Origin of the sequence: Azospirillum sp. TSH20 (genome assembly GCF_003115935.1) — a bacterium.
Classification (GTDB): Bacteria; Pseudomonadota; Alphaproteobacteria; order Azospirillales; family Azospirillaceae; genus Azospirillum.
In genome coordinates this window covers 1-21,748 of record NZ_LGQU01000127.1, presented here as the reverse complement: position 1 = coordinate 21,748, position 21,748 = coordinate 1, and the positions used below count along the sequence as shown (strand labels likewise).

At 67.4% G+C, this 21,748-nt stretch carries 21 protein-coding genes; 2 read left to right on the top strand and 19 right to left on the bottom strand.

The genetic code is table 11. From position 1 onward, the window contains the following. Window positions 1-40 precede the first annotated feature (40 nt). Window positions 41-2,281 carry a carbamoyltransferase HypF gene (hypF, locus tag TSH20_RS29555; RefSeq protein ID WP_109157299.1) on the top strand — a complete coding sequence of 747 codons (2,241 nt, stop codon included), beginning with the start codon at window positions 41-43 and terminating at the stop codon, window positions 2,279-2,281. Here hypF and TSH20_RS29550 read toward each other — a convergent pair. The 19 genes from TSH20_RS29550 to TSH20_RS29460 form a co-directional block, all read right to left on the bottom strand. After that, window positions 2,251-2,613 (bottom strand): hypothetical protein, encoded by a 363-nt coding sequence (locus TSH20_RS29550; RefSeq protein ID WP_109157283.1) that lies wholly within the window; start codon window positions 2,611-2,613, stop codon window positions 2,251-2,253. The two genes, hypF and TSH20_RS29550, sit on opposite strands and share 31 nt — an antisense overlap. Before the next feature lie 136 nt (window positions 2,614-2,749). Beyond that, on the bottom strand, window positions 2,750-3,544 hold the full coding sequence (cybH, locus tag TSH20_RS29545) for a Ni/Fe-hydrogenase, b-type cytochrome subunit (RefSeq protein ID WP_109157282.1): 795 nt from the start codon (window positions 3,542-3,544) through the stop codon (window positions 2,750-2,752). A 24-nt stretch (window positions 3,545-3,568) separates the two neighbouring features. Continuing rightward, a complete protein-coding gene (locus TSH20_RS29540) occupies window positions 3,569-5,383 on the bottom strand; it encodes a nickel-dependent hydrogenase large subunit (RefSeq protein WP_109151994.1) in 1,815 nt (604 codons plus the stop codon). Between the two features lie 2 nt (window positions 5,384-5,385). Next, window positions 5,386-6,459: a hydrogenase small subunit gene (locus TSH20_RS29535; protein ID WP_169054935.1), complete on the bottom strand. Its 1,074-nt coding sequence runs from the start codon at window positions 6,457-6,459 to the stop codon at window positions 5,386-5,388. A gap of 192 nt (window positions 6,460-6,651) precedes the next feature. After that, window positions 6,652-7,200, bottom strand: a complete 549-nt coding sequence (locus TSH20_RS29530) for a HupE/UreJ family protein (protein WP_109157297.1) — start codon at window positions 7,198-7,200, stop codon at window positions 6,652-6,654. 101 nt (window positions 7,201-7,301) lie between these two features. Then, the gene (locus TSH20_RS29525; RefSeq protein ID WP_109157281.1) at window positions 7,302-8,789 is read right to left on the bottom strand and encodes a sigma-54 dependent transcriptional regulator; all 1,488 of its coding nucleotides are present in this window, start codon (window positions 8,787-8,789) and stop codon (window positions 7,302-7,304) included. A gap of 30 nt (window positions 8,790-8,819) precedes the next feature. Continuing rightward, on the bottom strand, window positions 8,820-9,161 hold the full coding sequence (gene hypA / locus TSH20_RS29520; RefSeq protein WP_109157280.1) for a hydrogenase maturation nickel metallochaperone HypA: 342 nt from the start codon (window positions 9,159-9,161) through the stop codon (window positions 8,820-8,822). Then, on the bottom strand, window positions 9,154-9,999 hold the full coding sequence (hybE, locus tag TSH20_RS29515; RefSeq protein WP_109157279.1) for a [NiFe]-hydrogenase assembly chaperone HybE: 846 nt from the start codon (window positions 9,997-9,999) through the stop codon (window positions 9,154-9,156). Before hybE ends, hypA begins: the two co-directional genes overlap by 8 nt. Then, complete coding sequence (locus TSH20_RS29510; RefSeq protein ID WP_109157278.1) at window positions 9,996-10,865, bottom strand: hydrogenase expression/formation protein; 870 nt, start codon at window positions 10,863-10,865, stop codon at window positions 9,996-9,998. Before TSH20_RS29510 ends, hybE begins: the two co-directional genes overlap by 4 nt. Beyond that, window positions 10,862-11,290 (bottom strand): hydrogenase, encoded by a 429-nt coding sequence (locus tag TSH20_RS29505; protein WP_109157277.1) that lies wholly within the window; start codon window positions 11,288-11,290, stop codon window positions 10,862-10,864. The genes TSH20_RS29510 and TSH20_RS29505 overlap by 4 nt, the downstream gene beginning before the upstream one ends. A gap of 5 nt (window positions 11,291-11,295) precedes the next feature. Next, window positions 11,296-11,607 (bottom strand): HypC/HybG/HupF family hydrogenase formation chaperone, encoded by a 312-nt coding sequence (locus TSH20_RS29500; protein WP_109157276.1) that lies wholly within the window; start codon window positions 11,605-11,607, stop codon window positions 11,296-11,298. Window positions 11,608-11,622: 15 nt separating this feature from the next. Continuing rightward, window positions 11,623-12,273, bottom strand: a complete 651-nt coding sequence (locus tag TSH20_RS29495) for a HyaD/HybD family hydrogenase maturation endopeptidase (protein WP_109157275.1) — start codon at window positions 12,271-12,273, stop codon at window positions 11,623-11,625. Window positions 12,274-13,283: 1,010 nt separating this feature from the next. Then, window positions 13,284-14,747 (bottom strand): nickel-dependent hydrogenase large subunit, encoded by a 1,464-nt coding sequence (locus tag TSH20_RS29490; protein ID WP_109157274.1) that lies wholly within the window; start codon window positions 14,745-14,747, stop codon window positions 13,284-13,286. A 4-nt stretch (window positions 14,748-14,751) separates the two neighbouring features. After that, on the bottom strand, window positions 14,752-15,762 hold the full coding sequence (locus tag TSH20_RS29485) for a HupU protein (protein WP_109157273.1): 1,011 nt from the start codon (window positions 15,760-15,762) through the stop codon (window positions 14,752-14,754). Next, window positions 15,759-17,114 carry an ATP-binding protein gene (locus TSH20_RS29480; protein WP_109157272.1) on the bottom strand — a complete coding sequence of 452 codons (1,356 nt, stop codon included), beginning with the start codon at window positions 17,112-17,114 and terminating at the stop codon, window positions 15,759-15,761. Before TSH20_RS29480 ends, TSH20_RS29485 begins: the two co-directional genes overlap by 4 nt. A 44-nt stretch (window positions 17,115-17,158) precedes the next feature. After that, window positions 17,159-17,368, bottom strand: a complete 210-nt coding sequence (locus TSH20_RS29475; protein WP_109151982.1) for a DUF1656 domain-containing protein — start codon at window positions 17,366-17,368, stop codon at window positions 17,159-17,161. After that, complete coding sequence (locus TSH20_RS29470) at window positions 17,365-19,452, bottom strand: FUSC family protein (RefSeq protein ID WP_109157271.1); 2,088 nt, start codon at window positions 19,450-19,452, stop codon at window positions 17,365-17,367. The genes TSH20_RS29475 and TSH20_RS29470 overlap by 4 nt, the downstream gene beginning before the upstream one ends. 10 nt (window positions 19,453-19,462) lie before the next feature. After that, complete coding sequence (locus TSH20_RS29465; RefSeq protein ID WP_109157270.1) at window positions 19,463-20,380, bottom strand: HlyD family secretion protein; 918 nt, start codon at window positions 20,378-20,380, stop codon at window positions 19,463-19,465. A gap of 91 nt (window positions 20,381-20,471) precedes the next feature. Then, window positions 20,472-20,924: a MarR family transcriptional regulator gene (locus TSH20_RS29460; RefSeq protein ID WP_109157269.1), complete on the bottom strand. Its 453-nt coding sequence runs from the start codon at window positions 20,922-20,924 to the stop codon at window positions 20,472-20,474. Between the two features lie 69 nt (window positions 20,925-20,993). On the opposite strand from TSH20_RS29460, the gene TSH20_RS29455 reads away from it, so the two are divergent. After that, window positions 20,994-21,506: a hypothetical protein gene (locus TSH20_RS29455; RefSeq protein ID WP_109493006.1), complete on the top strand. Its 513-nt coding sequence runs from the start codon at window positions 20,994-20,996 to the stop codon at window positions 21,504-21,506. The last annotated feature ends 242 nt before the right edge of the window (window positions 21,507-21,748 follow it).

The window sequence follows — 21,748 nt, the reverse complement described above, 5'->3', positions numbered from 1 at the left end:
GAAGGGGTTCGGCGCAGCCGAAGACCATTCGGGAAAGCCGATGACAGGCGTTGAGAACCGGTTGCGGATACGCGTGCGGGGACGGGTGCAGGGGGTGGGGTTCCGCCCGCATGTCCATGCGCTCGCCCGGCGGTTCGGGCTGACCGGCTGGGTTATGAACGACCCGCAGGGCGTGCTGATCGAGGTGCAGGGCACTGCCGCCGCCGATCTGGTCGCGGTCCTGACGGCGGAGGCGCCGCCGCTGGCCCGCATCGACGCGGTGGAATGCGAGACGGTCGCCCCGCTCCCCGATGAGGACTCCTTTTCTATCCGCCACAGCGATTCCGCGGGCGCCGTCGCCACCGGCATCGGGCCGGACGCCACGGTTTGCCCGGCCTGCCTCGCCGAACTGTTCGATCCGGTCGACCGCCGTTATCGCTATGCCTTCCTGAACTGCACCCATTGCGGCCCGCGTTATACCATCACGCGGCGGCTTCCTTATGACCGGCCACAGACGGCGATGGCCGGTTTTACGCTTTGTCCCGATTGCCTGTCGGAGTACCAGGACCCGGTCGACCGCCGCTTCCACGCCCAGCCGACGGCCTGCCCGACCTGCGGCCCCAGGCTGTCTCACCCGCCGGAGGATGTCCTGGCCGCCCTGCGGGATGGCAAGATCGTTGCCATCAAGGGGCTGGGCGGTTTCCACCTTGCCTGTGACGCCACGCGCGCGGATGCGGTGGAGCGGCTGCGGCGGGTCAAGCAGCGCAACGGCAAGCCCTTCGCCCTGATGGTCGCCAATGCGGTCTCCGCCGGCCGCCATGTCCGCATGGATGCCGACGAACGCGCAGTGCTGGAAGGCGTGGCGCGCCCCATCGTGCTTCTGCGGCGGCGGGAGGACGCACCGGAACTGGCGCCCGACATCGCCCCCGGTCTGGCTTGGCTGGGCGTCATGCTGCCCTACACGCCGCTGCATTACCTGCTGTTCCACGAGGCGGCCGGTCGCCCCGACGGCGCCGGCTGGCTGGGCGAGCCGCAGGACCTGACGCTGGTCATGACCTCCGCCAATCCCGGCGGGGAGCCGCTGGCCATCGGCAACGACGAGGCGCGGGAGAGGCTGGACGGCATCGCCGACCTGATCGTCGACCATGACCGCGACATCGTCATCCGCGCCGACGACAGCGTAGTGCGCAAGCTGGCCGGTGCCCCCGCCTTCCTGCGCCGGGGCCGCGGCCATGTGCCGGAGCCGATCCGGCTGGCCCGCCCCGTGCCGCCGATCCTGGCGGTCGGCGGCCACCTGAAGGCGACGGTCTGCGTCACCCGCGGCGACGAGGCCTTCCTGTCCCAGCACATCGGCGACCTCGACAATGCCGCGACGCTGGGCTTCCTGGAGGAGACGGTCGCCCATCTGCTGCACATCCTGGGCGTGGAGCCGGTGGCGGTCGCCCATGACAGGCACCCGGATTTCCAGTCCACCCGCTTCGCCGAGCGATCCGGCCTGCCCGCCGTTGCCGTCCAGCACCACCACGCCCATGTCGCCGCCGTGATGGCCGAACACCGGGTGGAAGGGCCGGCATTGGGCCTTGCGCTCGACGGGTTCGGGCTGGGCGAGGATGGCGGCTCCTGGGGTGGGGAGATGCTTCTGGTCGACGGGCTGCGGGCCGAGCGGCTCGGCAGCCTCGCTCCGCTCGCCCAGCCCGGCGGCGACGTCGCCGCCCGCCAGCCCTGGCGGATGGCTGCATCCGCCCTGGTCCGCATGGGCCGTGCCGACGAGATCCTTCCCCGCTTCGGTGGTCATGGTCCGGCCGAGGGGGTGCGCCGGATGATCGAGCGTGGCATCAACGCGCCGCTGACCAGCTCCTGCGGGCGCTGGTTCGATGCCGCCTGCGGGCTGCTGGGCGTTCGCGCCGTGGCCGGCTTCGAAGGCGAGGCGCCGATGGCGCTGGAATCCCTGGTGCGCCGGCCACGGGTGGCGAAGGGCACTTGGCGGATCGAAGAGGGCGAGCTTGATTTGACGCCGCTGCTGGAAAGGCTGCTGACCGTTGCCGATGCCAGCGAGGGGGCGGACCTGTTCCACGGCACATTGGCGGCGGCGCTGATGGACTGGACGCTGCCGGTACTGCGCGCCCATGGCCTCGGCCGGGTGGTGCTGTCCGGCGGTTGTCTGATGAACGCGGTTCTGGCGGAGGAGTTGGTTGCCGGCTTCCACGTCGCCGGGGTGGAGGCGCTGCTGCCGAGGCTGGCGCCGGCCAACGACGGTGGGCTCAGCCTCGGTCAGGCGTGGATTGCGTCCTTCGCCTTGTAGGCGAACAGCGGCATCTGGACCGGCACCCGGACCTTCTCGCGGCGGACAGGGACATCGGCAGTCCGGGTGGCCTTGTCGAACTCGTACAGGCCGCGATACTTGCCGATATAGCCCTTGCGGCAGGCGCGGTGGAAGCGCTGCGACGCGGTTTCCCAATCGTCGCCCGGCCTCAGCCAGCTGACATAGGTGGTGCCGGTGCGCGGATCGGTGCGCAGGAACCGGCCGCGTCCCTTCTCACCCCGCACCCACTGGCCGGGGTTCAGCGTCAATGCCCCGCGGGCCAGCAGCATCTTCACCTGCGGGGTCAATTCGATGGTCGGAAAGTAAGGCATGACGTCCTCCGGCCGCACCCGGACGGGGCGGCGCTGATCTGGGAGACTCCGTTTGTTTCGGAACCTCCCAGATATGGGAACGCATGCGGAACAATTCAAGGTTTTCAAAGGGTGCGGAGTGGTGGGGCGCGCAATCTCACCCCGCCCGCGCCACCTTCTTAACCGAGCGCTCATGCTCCCCGTCCGCCGGGGCTTCGGTGTCCTTGAAGGTGCGGACGCCGCTGATCATGGTGGAGATGATCGACTGGCGGGACATGATGTCCTCGCGCACTGCGGCATAGACGTGGACGATCACGAACAGCAGGATCGCCCACATGCCCAGATGGTGCCAGGTGTGGACGTCCATGCTCTGGCCGAACAGCGGGATGACCCAGCCGAAGAGCCGGTCCTGCCAGCTGCCCTGTCCCGCCCCCTCGCTGTAGAGCGCGAAACCGGTGACGATCATGAAGACGCTGCCGACGGCGATCGCCCAGAACATGGCGAACTGCGCCAGCGGGTTGTGGCCGACATAGAGCTTCGGCTTGCGCTCCAGGAACAGGTACCAGCGGGCTTCCACGAACAGCTCCCCCCACCAGTGGCGGTCCCAGAAGGGGAAGCGGAACAGCTGCCGGGCATGATGGTTGCCGGCGAAGGCCCAATAGAGCCGGCCGATGAAGCCGACTGCGAAGATGTAGGCCGCCGCAAAATGGACGAAGCGGATGTAGCCCATCAGGAAATTGGCGCTGGCCTCGCCCGGCATGGTCGGCAGCGGATTGGCGATCAGGTAGCCGGTGACCGACAGAACCACGATCGCCAGCGCGTTGACCCAGTGCCAGACCCGCACCGGCACCTCGTAAACATAGATCGCCTTCAGGAAGCGGCCGGCCGCCGGAGAGGCCGTCCCTTCCTCATCCGGTGTCGCGACCGGCTTCGCATCGTCGAGAGGAGCCATGACGTAATCCTCCTCGGTTGCCGGTCAGCGCACGGTGACGCGGGCCAGTTCGGCGCCGTCCGGCGCCATGACGTGGGTGGAGCAGGCAAGGCACGGGTCGAAGCTGTGCAGGGTGCGCAGGATCTCCACCGGCTCGTCCGGGCGGGCCATCGGCGTGTTCAGCAGCGAGGCCTCGAACGCCCCGATGTTGCCCTTGGGATCGCGCGGGCTGCCGTTCCAGGTCGTCGGCACGACGCACTGGTAATTGTCGATCTTGCCGTCCTTGATCTTGATCCAGTGGCCGAGCCCGCCGCGCGGGGCGGCGACCGTGCCGACGCCCTTGGCCTCCTTCGGCCAGGTCTTCGGGTCCCACTTCTCGACATTGGCGGTCGCGGTGTCGCCGGCCTTGATGTTGGCGATCAGGGCGTTCCAGTCGTCCATCATCATGGTGCAGCAGTATTGGCATTCCAGCGCGCGGGCCAGCGTGCGGCCGATGGTGGTCGGCAGCGCCTGCTGCGGCGTGAAGTTCGTGCCGGCCAGCTTGTTGAAGGCGCCGAGAGATTCGGTGATCTGGTCCTTCACGTAACCCACGCCCTGTGCATAGGCCAGGATGTAGCGGGGCAGGGGACCGACCTCCACCGCATGGCCGCGCCAGCGCGGAGCCTTGATCCAGGAATACTTGGCTGCCTCGTCCAACTCCTTGATGTCGGTGCGGGTGCCCTTCGTATTGGCGCCGAGTTCGAACTTGGCCTGGGTCACGCCGTCCCACGGGTGCAGGCCCTTGCTCTCGTCCTCGTAGTGGTACCAGCTGTGGGCGACGAACTCCTGCACCTGCGCCGGGTCGCGCGGGTCGATGGGATGGACCTCGTTCCAGTTGCCGTTCAGGATGACGCCGCCCGGCAGCTGGCAGGTTGAATGGTCGTACGGCACCTTTTCGTAATCGCCGTAGTCCATGACGTTGGTTGCCGCCAGCCCGCCGCCATAGAGCCAGTCCTTGTAGAAGCTGGCGATGGCGAGCACGTCCGGCAGATAGACGTTCTCGACGAAGGCCGTCGCCTCCTGGATGCGCGCGCGGATGAAGTTCAGCCGCTCCATGTTCAGAGGCGCGCCCGAAGACCCGGTGCCGTCCATGTTGATGGCGCAGGGAACGCCGCCGACCATGTAGTTCGGGTGCGGGTTCTTGCCGCCGAGGATGGTGTGGATCTTGACGATGTCCTTCTGGAGGTCGAGCGCCTCCAGATAATGGGTCACCGCCATCAGGTCGGCTTCCGGCGACAGCTTGTAGGCCGGGTTGTCCCAGTAGCCGTTCTTGAAGATGCCGAGCTGGCCGCTCTCCACGAACTTCTTCAGGCGGGTCTGGACGTCGCGGAAATAACCGGGGCTGGACTTGGCATGGCGCGGCGACACCGCCTGCTGCAGCGCCGAGGTCGCCTGCGGATCGGCCTTCAGCGCGTTGACCGGGTTGACCCAGTCCAGCGCGTGCAGGTGATAGAAATGGACGATGTGGTCATGGACCTGCAGCGTCTTCGCCATGATCTCGCGGATCAGGTGCGCGTTCTTCGGGATGCGGATCTGAAGCGCATCCTCCACCGCGCGGACCGAGGTCAGGGCGTGGCAGCCGGTGCACACGCCGCAGATGCGCTCGACGAAGGCCCAGGCGTCGCGTGGGTCGCGTCCCTTCAGGATGACCTCAAGCCCGCGCCACATCGTGCCGGTCGACACCGCGTTGCGGATGATGTTGTCGCTGTCGACGTTCACCTCGCAACGCATGTGCCCTTCGATGCGGGTGACCGGATCGACGACGATGCGCTTGCCGCCATTGTCGAGCGAGAACCCGTTCGGGGTCTGGACGATGCCCATGGTCAGACGTCTCCCTTGTGCTGCGCGCGCTTCAGGGCGCTGACGGCCGCGTGGGCGGCGATGATGCTGCCGACGCCGATGGCGGCGGTGGTGCCGATCTGGTCGGCGTTGGCCTCGATCCCGAACTGGAGGATGTCGGACTGGCGGGCGTACCAGGAGCCCTTGTCCCAGAAGCCGTCCTCCGAGCAGCCGATGCAGCCGTGGCCGGACTGGATGGGGAAGCTGGTGCCCTCGTTCCAGCGCACGGTGGAGCAGGCGTTGTAGGTCGTCGGACCCTTGCAGCCGACCTTGTAGAGGCAATAGCCCTTGCGCGCGCCCTCGTCGTCGAAGGACTCCACGAACTGGCCGGCGTCGAAATGCGGCCGGCGATAGCATTTGTCGTGGATGCGCTGGCTGTAGAACATCTTCGGCCGGCCCTGGCGGTCCAGTTCCGGGATGCGGTCGAAGGTCAGCATGTAGGTGATGACGCCGGTCATCACCTCGGCGATCGGCGGGCAGCCGGGGACCTTGATGATCGGCTTGTCGGTGATGACCTCATGCACCGGGGTGGCGCGGGTCGGATTCGGGCGCGCCGCCTGGACGCAGCCGAAGGACGCGCAGGAGCCCCAGGAGATGATCGCCTTGGCATCCTTGGCGACCTTGCGCAGCTGGTCGGTGAAGGGCTTGCCGCCGATGATGCAGGACATGCCGTCCTGATTCAGTGGCGGATTGCCTTCCACCGCCAGGATGTAGTTGCCCTTGTACTTCTCCATCACCTCGTCGAGGATCGCCTCGGCATGGTGGCCGGCCGACGCCATCAGCGTGTCGTCGTAGTCCAGCGAGATCATGGAGAGCACGACGTCCTTCACCAGCGGATGCGCCGAGCGGATGAAGGATTCGGAGCAACAGGTGCATTCCAGTCCGTGCAGCCACAGCACCGGGGTGCGTGGCTTGGTTTCCATGGCGTGGACGATCTTAGGCACCAGTTCCGGCCCGAGGCCGAGCGCCGCCGCGGTCAGCGAGCAGTATTTCAGGAACGAACGGCGTGTGATCCCCTGCCGCCGCATCACCTCGTAGAAGGTTTCCAGCGTTGCCATCGGTTTGTTTTCTCCCGTCGGGCAGCACCGGCGTGCGAGGATCCGGTGCGCTTCTCCGCGGGCCCTAGGCAACAATCGTGCCGTAGTACGAACATTGGGCAAACCAACGGTCACAAAGGGTCAGGGGCATCGACCGCTGGCAACTCCCCGGCCGAAACGACGGCCGGGGTGGAAGGAGAGTTGCCGGTGGGATCAGGCGGTCTGGCCATCCTCTTCCGGCCGGCCGATCAGGCGATGGATCGCGTAACCAATCGCCACACCGACCGCATGCAGCCCGGCCGTGCTGGCGAGGAAGCCGGCGGCATAGCCCAGCGCCGCGGCGTCGGCTGGCATCTCCGCGCCATGGGCGAAGCCGTGGAACAGGCCGAAGCCGGCGGCGAAGACGACGCCGATCAGACTGTTGCGCGACATCGGCATGACGCACAGCAGGGCCAGCACGACGGTGGAGGCGTAAATGGTCGGTTCGATCAGCGGCAGCTCGCCGCCCGTCAGCGCGAACAGGCCACCGGCCAGCATGGCGGCCAGGAACGCTCCCGGCACCGCCAAAATGGCACGGCCGCCGATGGTGGCGCCATAGACGCCGACGGTGACCATGGCGATCAGGTGATCCAGCCCGCCCAGCGGATGCGCGGCGCCGTCGAGGAAGCCGGCCCCGGCGAGATGGCCGGGATGGGCAAGGGCAGGGGTGGCGGCAAGCGCGATGGCCGCTGAGATGGCGGCAAGACGAGTGATTTTCGACATATCGAACGGCTCCTCGGGGTTCTTGTGGTTCTGGTGGATTCTCCCGCCCAATTCTCCCTCTCCCCGGGGGGGAGAGGGGATCCTGAGTGGGAGAGGGTGGATCAGTGCCGCTGCGCCGGCCCGCGCTCGATGCCGTAGCGTTCCAGCTTGGCGCGCAGGCCCATGCGGGACAGGCCCAGCTCGTCGGCGGCCTTGCTCTTGTTCCAGCGGCAGCGGACCAGCGTTTCCATCAGGATGCCGGCCTCCACCCGCTCGATCCGTGACTTCAGCGGCCCGCCCTGGCCGATCAGGTCGAGCGGCGGCAGCGGACCGTCCTCCGGCGAGGCCGGGCGGGCGTTCAGCGCCGCACCGCGCAGCACAGGGTTGGACAGCAGGTCGGCGCCCAGCGTCTCGCCCTCGCACAGCACCAGCATCCGCATGATCTCGTTCTGCAACTCGCGCACATTGCCGGGCCAGCCATAGGACTCCAGGCAGGCCATCGTGTCGGCAGCGAAGCCGGAGACAGGCTTGCCATGAGCGGCGGACAGCCGGTCGAGGATGTGGCGGGCCAGCACCGGGATGTCGTCCGGCCGGTCGCGCAAAGGCGGCATGGTCAGCGTCATGGTGCTGAGCCGGTAATAGAGATCTTCGCGGAAGCGGCCAGCCTGCACCTCGGCGGTCAGGTCGCGGTGGGTGGCGGCGACGACGCGGACATCGACCCGCCGCGTCTCGTTGGACCCCACCGGCCGGATCTCGCCCTCCTGCAGGAAGCGCAACAGCCGGACCTGGAAGGCCGGGCTGATGTCGCCGATCTCGTCCAGGAAGATGGTGCCGCCGTCGGCCTGCTCCAGCAGGCCGACACGGTTGCTGTGGGCGCCGGTGAAGGCACCCTTCTTGTGGCCGAACAGCTCGCTTTCCAGCAGCTCGTCCGGGATGGCGCCGCAATTCTCGCAATAGAAGGGCTGGTCGGATCGCGGGCTGCCGTAATGGATGGCGCGGGCGAGCAACTCCTTGCCGGTGCCGGTCTCGCCCAGCACCAGAACCGGGACATTGAAGCCGGCCACCCGCTCCGCCTGCCGGCAGACCTCCTCCACCGGGCTGCCCTCGGCACGGATCAGGCCGTCGAAGCGGTAGGACTGGCGCACCCGCTCGCGCTTGGTCGCGACGCGGGTCTCGGCCAGCGGCGGCAGCAGCTTCAGTTCGCTGGTCAGCCGGTCATGCTCGCGCTGGAGCTGGTACAGCTTCGCCGCGTTGCGGGCGGTCAGCAGCAGATGGTCGGGGTGCCAGGGCTTGGTGATGAACTGGTGGATGCCAGCGGTGTTGATGGCGCCGATGATGTCCTCGGGGTCGATGTAGCCGGTGATGACGATCCGCACCACATCGGGCCAGCGTTCGCGCACCTGGGTCAGGAACTCCACGCCGCTGACCTCCGGCATCCGCTGGTCGGAGAAGACCACCTGGATCCACTCGGTTTCCAGCAGGCGCAGGGCGTCTTCCGCCGACAGGGCGGTGAAGACCTCGAACTCCTCGTCCAACAGGCGGGCGATGACCTCGACGGAGCGCGGCTCGTCATCCACCACCAGGATGCCGGGACGGGCGGGATCGGTCATCGCACGGAATCCTTCTTCATTCGACCTGCCTCACTCGACCTCAAGATCCTTGATCGTCATCTCGGTGCCACCATTCGGATGCAGCCGGCTGCCGCCGCAGTGTGGGCAGGGCGACAGCCGGTCGTCCAGATCCACCGTGTCGTTGCAGTCGAAGCACCAGCCGCGGCCCGGCACATCCAGCACCACCAACTCCGCCCCGTCGGCCAGCGATCCCCGCGTCACCACGTCGAAGCCGAAGCGCAGCGCCTCCACCTCCACCCCGGCGAAGCGGCCGATCTCCAGCCGGACCTTGGTCACGCGGCTGAAGCCGTTCGCCCGCCCGGCCTCCTCCATCGCCTGGAGCAGGCTTTCGCAGAGCGCCATCTCATGCATCGGCGGCCTCTGCGGACCCCATGCCGAGCAGCGCCCGGCGCGACGGGCGCGCCGGCTCGGCCACCGATTCGACCTGGGCCGGCGCCGGATCGGGCGGCGGTGCCAGTTCTTCCTCGCGCCTGCGGCGGATCTCGGCGGTCTGGGCACCGTCTTCGCGGATGGAGGGATCGAAGAGGGAGACCAGAGCCGCCGAGGCCGTTTCGGTTGCCTGGAGCATGGAGGCGAACTCGAACATCGGCGAGAACAGGGAGCAGGCCTTGTAGGCGCCGACACCCTTGCGGTTGGCATGGACGAATTCGTAGCGGCCGGACGGAAACTCGATCAGCTCCTTCGCGCCCGGCACCAGTTCCGACCATTCGTCGCCTTCACCGGGCAACAGGACGAGGTTCAGGAACCAGGGCGTCACCAGCGCACCGAGCCAGCGCTCGCCATGGCGGCGGAAGCCCACGGCCTTCACCGCCAGTGCGTCGTTAACGATGGGTAGGCCGCGCATCTGCGCGGTGTGGATCTCGCGGAAGGCCGCTTCCAGCCGGGCGATGGTCTCGGTCGGCAGGGCAGGGCCGGACTCCGCCGGCAGGACGGCAGCCGCAGCCGCTTCGGCCGTCACCGCCTCGCCATCCAGCGCCATGAACTGGTCGCGGGCGCCGTCGCAGACCGGGCAGCGCCAATGGTCAGGCAGGGCAGCGAAGCCGGTGCCGGGCGGCACCTGCCAGTGCTCGCAGCCCTCTGCCGGGTCGTAGACGTGCCAGCAGATCTTGCATTCCATCCGGGTGGCCGCGCCGATGCGCGTGGCGTCGCCGAGATAGGAGCCCTCGAAGCGGGAGGCGGCGGCGCTCATCGCGCCCGCTCCAGATCGGTCGCCAGCGCGTCGAGAATTTCGGCCAGCCGTTCGGCGCTGTCGGCGATGTCCTCCGCCGCGGCGCAGACCACCGCCGGCACGTCGACGATCTCCACCGTATCGAGGATCAGCGTGTCGACCGAGTTGTAATAGCGCACCCACCAGACATTCGGCGTCGCGGTGGCGGTGACCCGGCAATTGCCGTAGCCGCGCGACAGGATGGTGGTGGCACCCACACCCAGCCGCTGTTCGATGAAGGCCAGATCCTCGGGCGTGTGGGGCAGCAGGCTGAAATTCACCGCATGGGGCGCATCGCCGCGGCGCCAAGCGGCGCTGCGGTCCAGCAGCTCGGTCAGGATCGGCTGGCCGTTCATCAGCCCGGCCGGCGCCGGCCCTGCCGCCACCGCTGCAACGGCGGTGAAGGCGCGGTTCAGCGCCACCCGCGGGAAGGCGCCGATCAGCAGGCTTTCGCGCACGGCCCCGTCGCCGAAACCGCGCACACGCCAGACGCCGGCCAGGGAAGCCTCCTGAATCTCCAGCCGGTCGCCGGCCCGCTCCACCTTGACCGCGACTTCGCCCTCGCCCAGCACTTCATCGACCAGGGCCAGCACCGGGGCGTCGAGGTCATCGACCGGAATGCGGATTTCCTCGCCGGCCGTCCAGTTGACAAGCGCCTCGTGAATGCGGGTCAGCACGGCACGGGCGGCGGCGGCGCGGGCGGGGTCGGCGACCTCCGGCAGGTGCGGTTCGTAGACGCGCATGCCCGACGGCATCGGCAAATATTCCAGCCCTTCCTCTGTCGCGTCTGGCTGGCTGCCGGGGCCGAAGCCGACCGGCGGGTGGGTCATGCCGAACAGGGAACTCATGCCGCACCGCCTTCCGAAGCGCCTTCCAGGATCTCACCGATCCGCTGCAGATAATCGTCCCAGTCGCGCACGCGCGGAATGCTGCCCAGCAGCCGGTCGCCGCGCAGGAAGACCAGGGCCGGCAGGCTCATCATACCGGTCAGGGCCAGGATCGCGCGCTCCGCCGCCTCGCCGGCCACCGCCGGGGTCAGGCGCGGGTGCAGGGCGCGGACCAGCTCCGGCAGGATGACGGCGACGTCGGCGGTCTCGGCATTACCCTTGCCATGGCCGGGCAGAAAGACCACCCAATCCTTGGCCGGATCATTGAGCCAGGGCCGGTCGTCAACATGATCCAGCCGCAGATAGCCATGAACGTCGGTCAGCAGATCGACCAGCGGCGGCAGGGGCAGCCGCGGCTTGGCGAGCGGCGGGGCAAGGTCGGTCATGGGCGTCAGGCCTCCGTCAGGCCGGCCGCGCGGGCCGCCTCCAGGTGGGGGGGAAGGGTCGGTTCACGGTCGATCAGGTCGGCGAAGGCGCTGTCGAGCCGTTCCCCGTCCAGCGCCGCGGCCATCGCCGCCAGCGCGTCGAGGATCTGGGCAGCCTCCTCCGGGTCCAGCAGCCGGCGCGCCGCGCCGAGGAAGCCGAGCACCCAATCGCCGGGACCGGCTTCGGGGACCAGCGACAGGTCGATGACCGAGCCGTCCTCCGTCCGGCCGGCGACGCCGTCGACACCGGTCAGGCGCAGGGGAATGCCGATGCACATGGACGGGCGCTCCGCTCAGGTCTCAGAGGCGGACAGCGCCGCCAGAATACGGGGGTCGCCAATGCGGCAGGCGTCCTCGGCGCTCGGGCGTCCGCCCTCATAGGCGTCGCGGGCGATGGCTGGGGCAGCGATGTCGGCGGCGGCCTCAACGGGCGTGCCCTCCACGCCGAACTCGTCGCACAGCAGATTCAGGATGACGTCGATGGTGGGGGTGACCTGCGCGGCGACGGTGTCGGTCAGGCCGCCGCCGTAATCCTCCAGGCATTCCGGCTGGACACCGACCAGGATCAGCTTTTGCGGGCAGCGGCCGAGGAACATGGCGCTGGCCAGCACCTCCTGAAAGCCGGTCTGGTGCAGGCTCATCTTCTTGGCGCCAAGGAAGGCCGGCACGTCGTCGCCATGGAACACGCGGCGGGTGCCGGGCGGCAGGCCATAGTCGATGGCGTCGACCACGATCAACGCATCGGCCGCTTCCAGATGCGGCAGCAGGTACAGCCCCTGGGTCCCGCCATCCATCAGGGTGACGTTGTCGGGAAAGCGCCAATCAGCGGCCAGACGCTCCACCGTGCGGACGCCGAAGCCCTCGTCGGCCCACAGGATGTTGCCGATGCCCAACACCAGGATCTGCGCCGTCCCCCGACCGCTTTCGTCCCCCGCCAAATCCATTCCCGTGCCCCGGCCTCTGTCCGATGGAGCGGCGCCCTGCCGCCGAACCTTCGTTCGTACAAGTTCCATGCCAGGATCGGTGGTCAGGTCAGGTCATTGATCGGATTGCATATTTCCGCAGTCATCGCTCGACATAACAGCGATTGTGGACATCAACATTACAGCATGCGTGGCAGGTGGCAAGTTGGTTGCCACTCTGGCTGCACAGTTGCCGTAGAGGGTGACGGGCGATTGTTCGCGCTGGTCGAACGGTGAAATCAGGATCCGTGCATTTATCCCGATCCTCTGCGGGATTAGATCTCTTCCAGCAGGACGGATCATCTCCCGTCCGATGGAGGTTCAAATGGCACGCATGGTTTCCTTGATGATGTTCGTCGGCGTCATGTCCTACGCGGCGTTCATCGCTTCCTGACCGTTGGTGCGGGGCGTGAAAGGGGTAAAGTCTTGACGTATTGTCCGGCGGGTTGACCGATGCAGACTTGGCGGGCTGGCTCCGCGCGAACATCGGTCAGTTCTGAGCGGAACGCTGCATGCAGCGAATCACTTTGATAAATAGTTCGTTGAGGACTATTTTCGGGGAAGGCGTACCGAGGATGCGAGCCCCGGCACGCCCGCCCGATCAGCGGTTCAGGTATTCAAGCAGCAGCTTGAGTACCTGCAACAGCAGGATCAGGAGAGTGAGGATTTTATCCATCCTCTTGTCCTCCGGTAGAGCAGCGCGGGCGGTGGCCCACCCACCGCCCCGACCGCCCGGAGAATGTGGCTGTGAAAGCCTCTGCAAGCGAGTGAAATGAGATGCAAGGAATCCGCAATTTTCTGCGGAGTTCCCGCGCTGGTCCACACTACCGGCGGGCTTTCTTTTTGCTTGGCCTCCACCAGAGCATGCGCGGAGCATGGCGGGGATGGGAGACGGCAACGAAGGCAGAGCAATTCTTCAGCATCCTGCCGAACGGATTTCGGAGAAACTTCGAAGATCTCTACCTAAAGCAATGATATAAAATGATAATTTTCTAATGCACCGTACATACCATGCAGGGGTCGAAGGACCGGACGATGTGCTGCACCGACAGCGGCGTGCGCTCTCCCTCCTGCACCGGGGCGCCGACCAAGGCCTGCTCCAGCGGACCGGGCACGCCGTCGAGGTCGCGGGGTGAGAAGTTCCAGGTGGTTGGGGCGATGATCTGATAGCCGGCGATGCGCCCGCGCTCCACCCGCAGCCAGTGTCCCAGCGCTCCCCGCGCCGCTTCCGTCAATCCCACCGCCTGGGCGTTGTCCGGCGTCTCCGCCGCCACGCACCAGGGGGCAGCCGGATCGATGGCGCGCAGCCAACCTTCCATCGCGTCGGTGGTGCGCGCCAGTTCCAGCAAGCGAGCGATGACGCGGCTGCGCACCGATCCGCCATCCTGCGCCACCAGCGCCCGGATCAGCGGGTGTCCGTCCACCAGTTGCCGGGCGATGGCACCGGTCTCGTAGGGCAGTCCGGCAAGCCGAGGCGCCTTGCACCAGCTATACCCGGTCTCGTCCATTCCGTCCGGCACGGTCGAGCCGGCGAAAGGCGGGTGAGGGCGGTCCTGCCCGGCCATGCGGCTGAACCGGTGATGCTCCGCCACCTGATCCGGATCGAAGGGAGCGTCATTTCCGTCGCTGAAGGTGCCGCGCCGGTAAAGATGTCCGCCCTCCAGGCCGGCATAGGCGCCGTGGCTGAGGAAGCGGCCATAGGCTCGTCCGAGATGGGCGAGATCCAGATCCCCGGCAATCTCCAGGAACAGGCGGAAGTCGCCGGCGGGACCGGAGATCCGCCAGCGCTCCAGATCCTCCGGTGCGGCAAGCGCCAGCACGTGCTCCAGCGGCGCACCGAACAGGCTGCTTTCCAGAAATCGGCGGAAGCTGCGGACGGTGGCGAGCAAACGCACCCGGTCACGCGCATCCACCGCCCGCGTGACGCCGCCGGGCTGGAGCGTCAGCGTGTGCGGCCACTTGCCGCCCAGGATGCCCAGCACATGGAAAAGCTCCGCCCGCGCCGATGTGGCGCCGCGCACGGCACTGCCCTGCGCCGCCTTGAACCGTGCCTCCGCCCGCTCGAACCAAGGGCGTCCTTCATAGGCGGGCCGGGCGAAGTCGGGCATGAAGAACAGGTGGAAGTGGGTCAGATGGTCGGCGACATTCTCCGTCGCCGTCATCAGGTTGGTGGCGAGCAGGCCGTTGCGCGGCACCTCCACCCCCATCACACCAGCCAGCGCCAGCGCCGCCGCATGGCTTTGTGAGACGGAGCAGATGCCGCAGATGCGCGGCGCCACCACCAGCGCATCCATCGGGTCACGCCCCTCCAGGATGCGCTCGAACCCGCGGAACAGCGGCGAATTCACATAGGCGGCAGAAACACTTGTGCCGGAAATCTCAAGCCGGACCTCAAGATCGCCTTCCACGCGATTGAAAGGACCGACGATCAGGCGGCGTTTGGAATCTTCACTCACCGGGTCAGCCTTTCCGGGTGGGGCGGACGGTGGGGGCGACGACGATGCGGTCGGCGGCGGCGTTCCGGCGCACCCGCTCCGGCGTCGCAGCCTTGGCGAGAGATGCCAGCGCCACGAACCAAGCCTTCGGCATATCGGTGGGCAGGCCGATGGGAATGCCGGCGAATTTCGGCGTCTGCTGGAACGGGTGCCCCGGCTCCTCGAAACCCGGTGCGGTGCAGTTGATGCAGGCATAGCCGCCGCGGGTGCAGGACCCCTCGCCGTTCCACAGACGGGTGTTGCAGTCGGCATGCGCCTGGGTGCCGAGACAGCCCATATGCTCCATCAGGCAGCCGAGGTCCGATGGCTTCTCCGCACTGGCCTTATACTCGTAATACTCGTTGCGCGGGCAGCCATGGTGGACCAGATGGTCGGCGTAGAAGCGCGGGCGCTGGTAGACGTCCAGATCCCCGGCGGCCAACGCATCCTCGGCCAGCAGCATCAGCGTCTCGGTCACCCAGTTCGGATGGGTCGGGCAGCCGGCGACATTGACCACCGGCAGACCGCCGCGTGCCCGGAACTCCGCGCCCAGGGCGCCGCCGCGCTGCGTGCCGTCATACTGCAGGCCGCAGGCGTCAGCGATGTTCTCGCCCCCCGCAGTGATACCGCCGAAGGCAGCACAGGTGCCGACGGCGACCACGGTGCCGGCGACGGCGGCGAGATCGCGCGCCCAGTCGATGGTCGCCCGCCCGGTGCCCGCCAGCACATGGAAGCGCCCGGTGCCGTTCGGCCCGCGCAGAAGCGATCCCTCCACGCACAGCACGTCCAGCGGCTCGGCCCCCGACAGGATGCGCTCGAACAGGTCCACCGCCTCGGCCCCGCTTTCCTCCGACAGGCTCGGGTGCCAGAGCAGGCGGATGCCGGCGGTCTCCAGCAGCGTCATCAGGTCCGGGGATTCGGCGCAGAGCAGCGACATGGTGCAACCGCCGCAGCCGCCCGATTGCAGCCACAGCACCGACAGCGGGCGCTCTCTCATCGCGCGGCTCCTTCGCGCCGCCCGGCGGCCGGCAAGGTCAGGGTGAACAGCGCGCCGCCATCCAGATGGTTCGCGGCGGCCAGATCGCCGCCATGGTCGCGCACCAGCTGATAGCTGATCGACAGGCCGAGCCCGGTGCCCTTGCCGACCGGCTTGGTGGTGAAGAAGGGGTCGAAAACGCGGCCCACGATCGCGTCCGGAATGCCGTGGCCGGTGTCGCGGATGGTGACGACGACCGTGCCCGCCTCTTCCCGGCCGTGCAGTTCCAGCCGCTTCACCGCAGCACCGGCCATGGCGTCGATGGCGTTCTGGACCAGATTCATCGCGACCTGATGCAGGTGGCCGGGATGGCCGGCGATGTCCAGCGTGTCGGGCAGGTCGAAGACGACGGTCAGGTCCGGCATCTGCGCCTTGGCCACCCAGGTGACGGCGGAGCGAAGAAGTCCCGTCAGATCAAAGCGTTCCGAGGCGTGCTTCTGTTCCGACGAGAAGCGGCGAAGCTCTGCCACGATGTCGCGAACCCGCTCTGTCCCCTCCAGCATGCCGTCCAGCGTCGCCGCGGCGTCGGCGCGGGCGCGATCGATGCGCAGTTCCTTGCGCAGGGCTGCCAGTTCCGTCGGAGTGGCGCCTTCGTGCACGCGGTCGAGATAGGTGGTCATGCGGTCGACATAGCGGCGCATGGCATGGGCGTTGCCATAGACGAAGGAGATCGGGTTGTTCAGCTCATGGGCCACGCCGGCAACCAGCCGGCCGAGCGAGGCCATTTTTTCCGAATGGACGAGTTGTTGCTGGGTCTGCTTCAGCCCTTCATGGGCGGCGGCGAGGTCGCGGTAGGCACGGCGCAACTCGCCCACCGGCCGGCCGACCAGAACCAGCCCGATGGCATGGCCACGCTGGTCGTAGCGCACCGTGCTGTTGACCGCGACCGGGAAGGGGCCGGCCGGCCCGCGCAGGGAAAGCTCCACATCGCTGACCTCCTCGCGCTGAAGGGCGGCACTGCACAAGCGGGCGAAGGCGGGATGGAAGGCGGAGTCGAGGAAATCGCGCAGCGGTCGCCCCGTCAACTCGCGCCCGGCACAACCCAGCGCCCGTTCGGCCGCCGGGTTGGTCTGCTCGATCCGACCGTCGCGGTCGCAGGCGATCAGAACGTCGGTCATGGAGCCTAGGACGCTGGCGATGAAGGCCTGCGCCTCCTCCAACTCGGCATTCTTGCGTTCCAGTTCCACCTGCTGCGTCACGAGATTGGCATAGGTCTCGTCCATCTTCCGGATCACGTCGATCCAGGCGCTCTCTGCGTCGGCATCGGGCGTCATGCCGGGCATGGAAAATGGCTGCGACAGCGGGGCGGTCATGGCGGGCAGACTAGCACGCTGTAACAGCCATGGTGTGGACGATTTCAGGCCGACCAGATCGACCACAGGCCGGCAAGGCCGCTCAGCACCAGCACATAGAGCGCGAAGTCGAACAGCGGCGCGTGCCAGACCCAGCCATAGGCACCGATGGCGCGCAGCCCCCGGCGCAGCAGGGCCGATACCGCCCAGGCCACCACGGCAAGGATCAGAAGCGGTGGCAGGAACAGGCCATAGACGTCGATTTCACCGATCATGCGCGCGCCCTTTCCTGATGCATCGGCTCTTGGGTCCCATCCGGGGCAATCAGCAGCGCCTCCAGGGCAGCGTCCGGGAACAGGCTGCGCCGCAGGGAGGCCAGCGCCACCACGGCGCGGTCGCGCTCGGGACACGGCGGGGCGGCGTCGATGGCCGACAGCAGGTCGTCCATGCTGTCCAGCAGTCCGGCCGGCGCCGGGTCGGGCCGCTTGGCGGACAGAGCCCGGAAATGGGTGGCGACGCCGCGCAGCAGACGCTCCAGAGCCGCCCCGCCGGCATGGCCCAGGACCGGGCGTGCCCGCTGAAGCTCCACCACGTTCAGCCCGACGCGCAGGTCGCGCACCGCGTCGATGGCGTCCACATCCACCGATCCGCCGGCCTGCGCCAGCCGGGCCGACAGCAGCCCGACGCGGTCCAGCATGCGGCTTTCGAACCCGTCATTCGCCGGCACCCCGCGCATCCGCGCCAGATCGGCGATCTCGCGCCAGCCGATGTGGAGCATGCGCCGCGCGCTCCACGCCGCGCCCACCGACCGGCACATGCGGGTGACCAGCATCGCGGTGACGATGCCGACGATCTGCCCGGTGCTGCTGTTCAGGAAGGAGGCGAAATCGCCGCTTCCGGTGTCGAGCAGGCTGAGCGAGCCGCCGACGCCGAAGATGAGCGCCATCGCCTTGCCCATTGTCGCCGGCCGGGCGACGAAGATGCCCAGGCCCACCAGCGTCGGCGCCAGGCACAGCACCAGCATCGGGAAGCTGTCGAAGGATGGCAGCACCACCAGCAGATAGAAGGCGGACAGCGGCATGGACGCCAGCGTGTAGACCAGGAAAAGCCGGATGCCCGGCACCGGATCGTCGAAGGACGCGAAGAAGCAGGTGAAGACCGCCACCATCATCGCCGCCGCCGCCCCGGACGACCAGCCGGTCAGGATCCAGAAGGCGCAGACGGTGGTGATGCCCAGCAGGGCCGCCGCCGCCGACCAAGCCGCCATGCCCCGGTCAAGATGGAAGACGCTGCGGGAGCGCTTGCGGGCCAGCGGGTCCAGATGATCGGGCAGGTCGTGGTCGCCGGTTGCGATGTGCGCCCGCAGGTCCCGGCAGTCGCGGTGGATCTCCACCAGCGACCGCAGGCGCCGGATGAAGCTGAAGCGTGTCGCCGCCTGCCAGCCGGCCGAAGCCCGCCCCGCTTCCTCCGCTTCCAGCCGATCGAGCCAGCCGATCAGCCGGGCGGCGTCCGCCGGATCGGCATCGGCGCCGGCAGCGATCCAGTCCCGTACGGCAGCCACCACCGGCGCCACATCCGGCGGCATCGCCCCGTCCGGCCGCCGCAACGCACCCAGCCGGTCATGCACGGCGGTCAGCACCGGCAGCAGATAGACCATGCGGTCCTGCAAGGCCCGCATCGGCCGGGTCATCCAGCGCAGGTCGGACGTGTCGTAGGGCAGGTGGGTGGTCATCACCCGCAGTTCGGTCAGGTCGGTCGCCATCCTGTGGCGGTCTTGCAGGCGCGTGTCGGTGGTGACCTGTTCCAGCGCATCGAGCGTCCAGCGCTCCGCATCGCGAAGGGCGGCGTCGAGCTTGCCGAGCAGCACCGGACCCATACCGCGCGGCAGGATCACGCTGTGGATGACGGTGGCGCAGACGATGCCGAGGATGATCTCCTCCACCCGGGCCAGCCCGGTGTCGAAGATCGCCTCCGGGTTGGCGACGCCGGGAAAGACGATCAGCCCGGCGGTGTATCCCGCCAGCATGAAGGCGTAGCTGCGCGGCGTGCGGTCCAGCAGCGAGATGAACAGGCAGCCGCCGACCCAAAGCCCGACCGCCAGCGACAGCAACTCCGGCGCATTGACCAGTTCGACCGTCAGGACGATGGCGGCGATGCTGCCGGCCACCGTCCCGGCGACGCGATAGACCGCCTTCGACCGAACGGTGCCCGACAGCGGGCTCGACACCACATAGGCGGTCAGCATCGCCCAGAAGGGACGCGGCAGCCCCATGCCGAACGCGATGTAGAGCGCCAGCATGGAGGCGGCGAACGACTTCAGCGAAAAGACCAGCTCGTCGAGGGTAGGGGCTTTGGGCATCGGCGGGCGCTCACTGCCCGGCCGGCAGTTCGGCGACCTTCGGCGTTCTGTCGGGGGCCCCCACCACCGACACCGTCGCGGTGCGCCCGGCAACCATCTGGAGCGACTCCGGCACCTCGTCCAGGGCGATGCGCACGGGGATGCGCTGGGCCAGCCGCACCCAGTTGAAGGTCGGGTTGACGTTGGCGACCAGCCCGGTGCCGTCTGCCCGGTCGCGGTCGACGATGGCGCGGGTGATGCTGTCGACCCGTCCGCGCAGTTCCGTGCTCACGCCCATGATCCGAATGGAGACGGGCGCGCCGACATGGATGCGCGGCAGCTTGGTTTCCTCGAAATAGCCCATGACATAGAAGGAATGGCTGTCGATCAGCGCCACCACCGCCTGCCCGGCGGCGACATAGTTGCCGGTCTTCATCTGCAGGTTTGTGACATAGCCGTCGACGGTCGCCCTCACCTCCGTGCGGCCGAGGTTGAAGCGGGCGAGGTCAAGCGCCGCCTCCGCCTGCTTGGTTGCGGCGGCGGCCTTGGCCATCGCCGAATTTACCTCCTGGCGCTGGGCGGTGGAGACGACGTTGTTGCCCAGCTGCTCGTACCGGTGCGCCTCGGCGGTGCGATAGGCCAGTTCGGCCTTGGCGCTGTCGAGGTTGGCCTGCGCCTGCTCCTCCGCCAGCCGGTAGCGGCCGGGATCGACGACGAACAGCACCTCGCCCTTGTGGACCAGCTGGTTGTCGGCCACGCGCACGTCGGTCACCAGCCCGGCAACGTCCGAGGAGATCTGGACGATGTCGGCGCGGACGCGGCCGTCGCGGGTCCAGGGCTCGTTCATGTAGTAATCCCACAGCCACAATCCGCCGCCGACCGCCGCCACGGTCACCAGCAGGGTCACGGCGATCCGGGCCACGGCCCGGAAGGAAGGAAGAAATATCACGGTCTTGGTTCCTCGATTACCGCACCGATACGGCCGGAGGCGCAGCGCGGCCGGTCCTGGCCGTGGCGCATCCCCGGAGAACACGCACCGGTCAGTTCTGTTCACGCTTGGCGTTGGCCTCGATAATGGAAAGCACGCGATAGCAGGCCTCCACGTCGGCCTCCGTTGCCTCTGCCATCAACCGCTGGCGGACGTCGTTCAACGCCTCGTTCACTTGAACCAACAGATGACGGCCGGCGTCGGTCATGTGCAGGGTCTTCGCCCGGCGGTCGCAGGCATCCTCGCGCCGTTGCAGCAGCCCGGCCGCTTCCAGCCCGTCGAGAAGACGGACAAGCGACGGGCCTTCGACGCCCATCTCTTCCGCCAATTCGCGCTGCCGCAGTCCGTCGCCGAGTTCGGCCAGCAGCATCAGCGGCGCGATGGCGGAGGTGGAAAACCCGCTGTCCGCCAGCACCTTGTTCGCCGCCCGCCGCCACAGATGGGAGGCGCGGAACAGGTGCAGGCCGAAATTGGGGGGAAGGCGTAGAGACTTATCTTGTAGCATCCCTATTTAATAGGTTTGCTATCTAATTTCGGCAAGGGGACAGAGTGCGCCTGCGGTCCCGCTTGCCGCATGGCTGGATTGCTGCGGCGCGGGAGGGAAAAGGGCAGGCCATTTGTCGCGCGGTTGTATACGGGCGCGCGCTTTCGCGTTTCCGGTGACTGCGCTAGCGTCACGATCGCAAACCGTGGTGAAGGATCCGTCGGCGTGAAGGATTTTCTGGAGGGGGATGCGTCGGGCGTGATCGTGGTCGCCAAGCTGCCGCTTGATATACAGACGCATCTGAAGGCGAAGACGATGCGCGTGCTTCTCTCATCCGACACCCGCGATTCTCATCAGAAGCATCGATGGACAAGTGAAGACTTCGACCATCTTCAAGAAATTTTAGACAGCGGAGAAGTTCGGACCGACCGCGATAAACATGTTGTGGTTGCTCATCTCCACGGGGTTTGGCGATGTGCCATTCTCAAGGTGACCGGCAACCTGAATGAGGTCTATCTTTCGTCCTTACACCGAATGCGCAAGAAGCAGGTGATTGACTTCCCCGCAAAGGGAAACTTGGTCAGGGAAGCGAGGAAACTCTGAAGGGACAGGGCGTTGACCTGGGAGCGAAGCACCCCAGCGGACCCGAAGGCTACCCGGTATCGCAACAATTCACGTCAACGCCCTGCGGAATACAGTAGCGCCTTATAAGCCTTGGATCAAGCCGACCCATACCGATCGAAAAAGTGATTTCCATAATGCTGATTATGTGTTAAGTGAAAAATTTCCCAAAATAGGACATTAACGAAATAAACAGTCTAGTAATTTCGTTTCCGTTGCGTTTC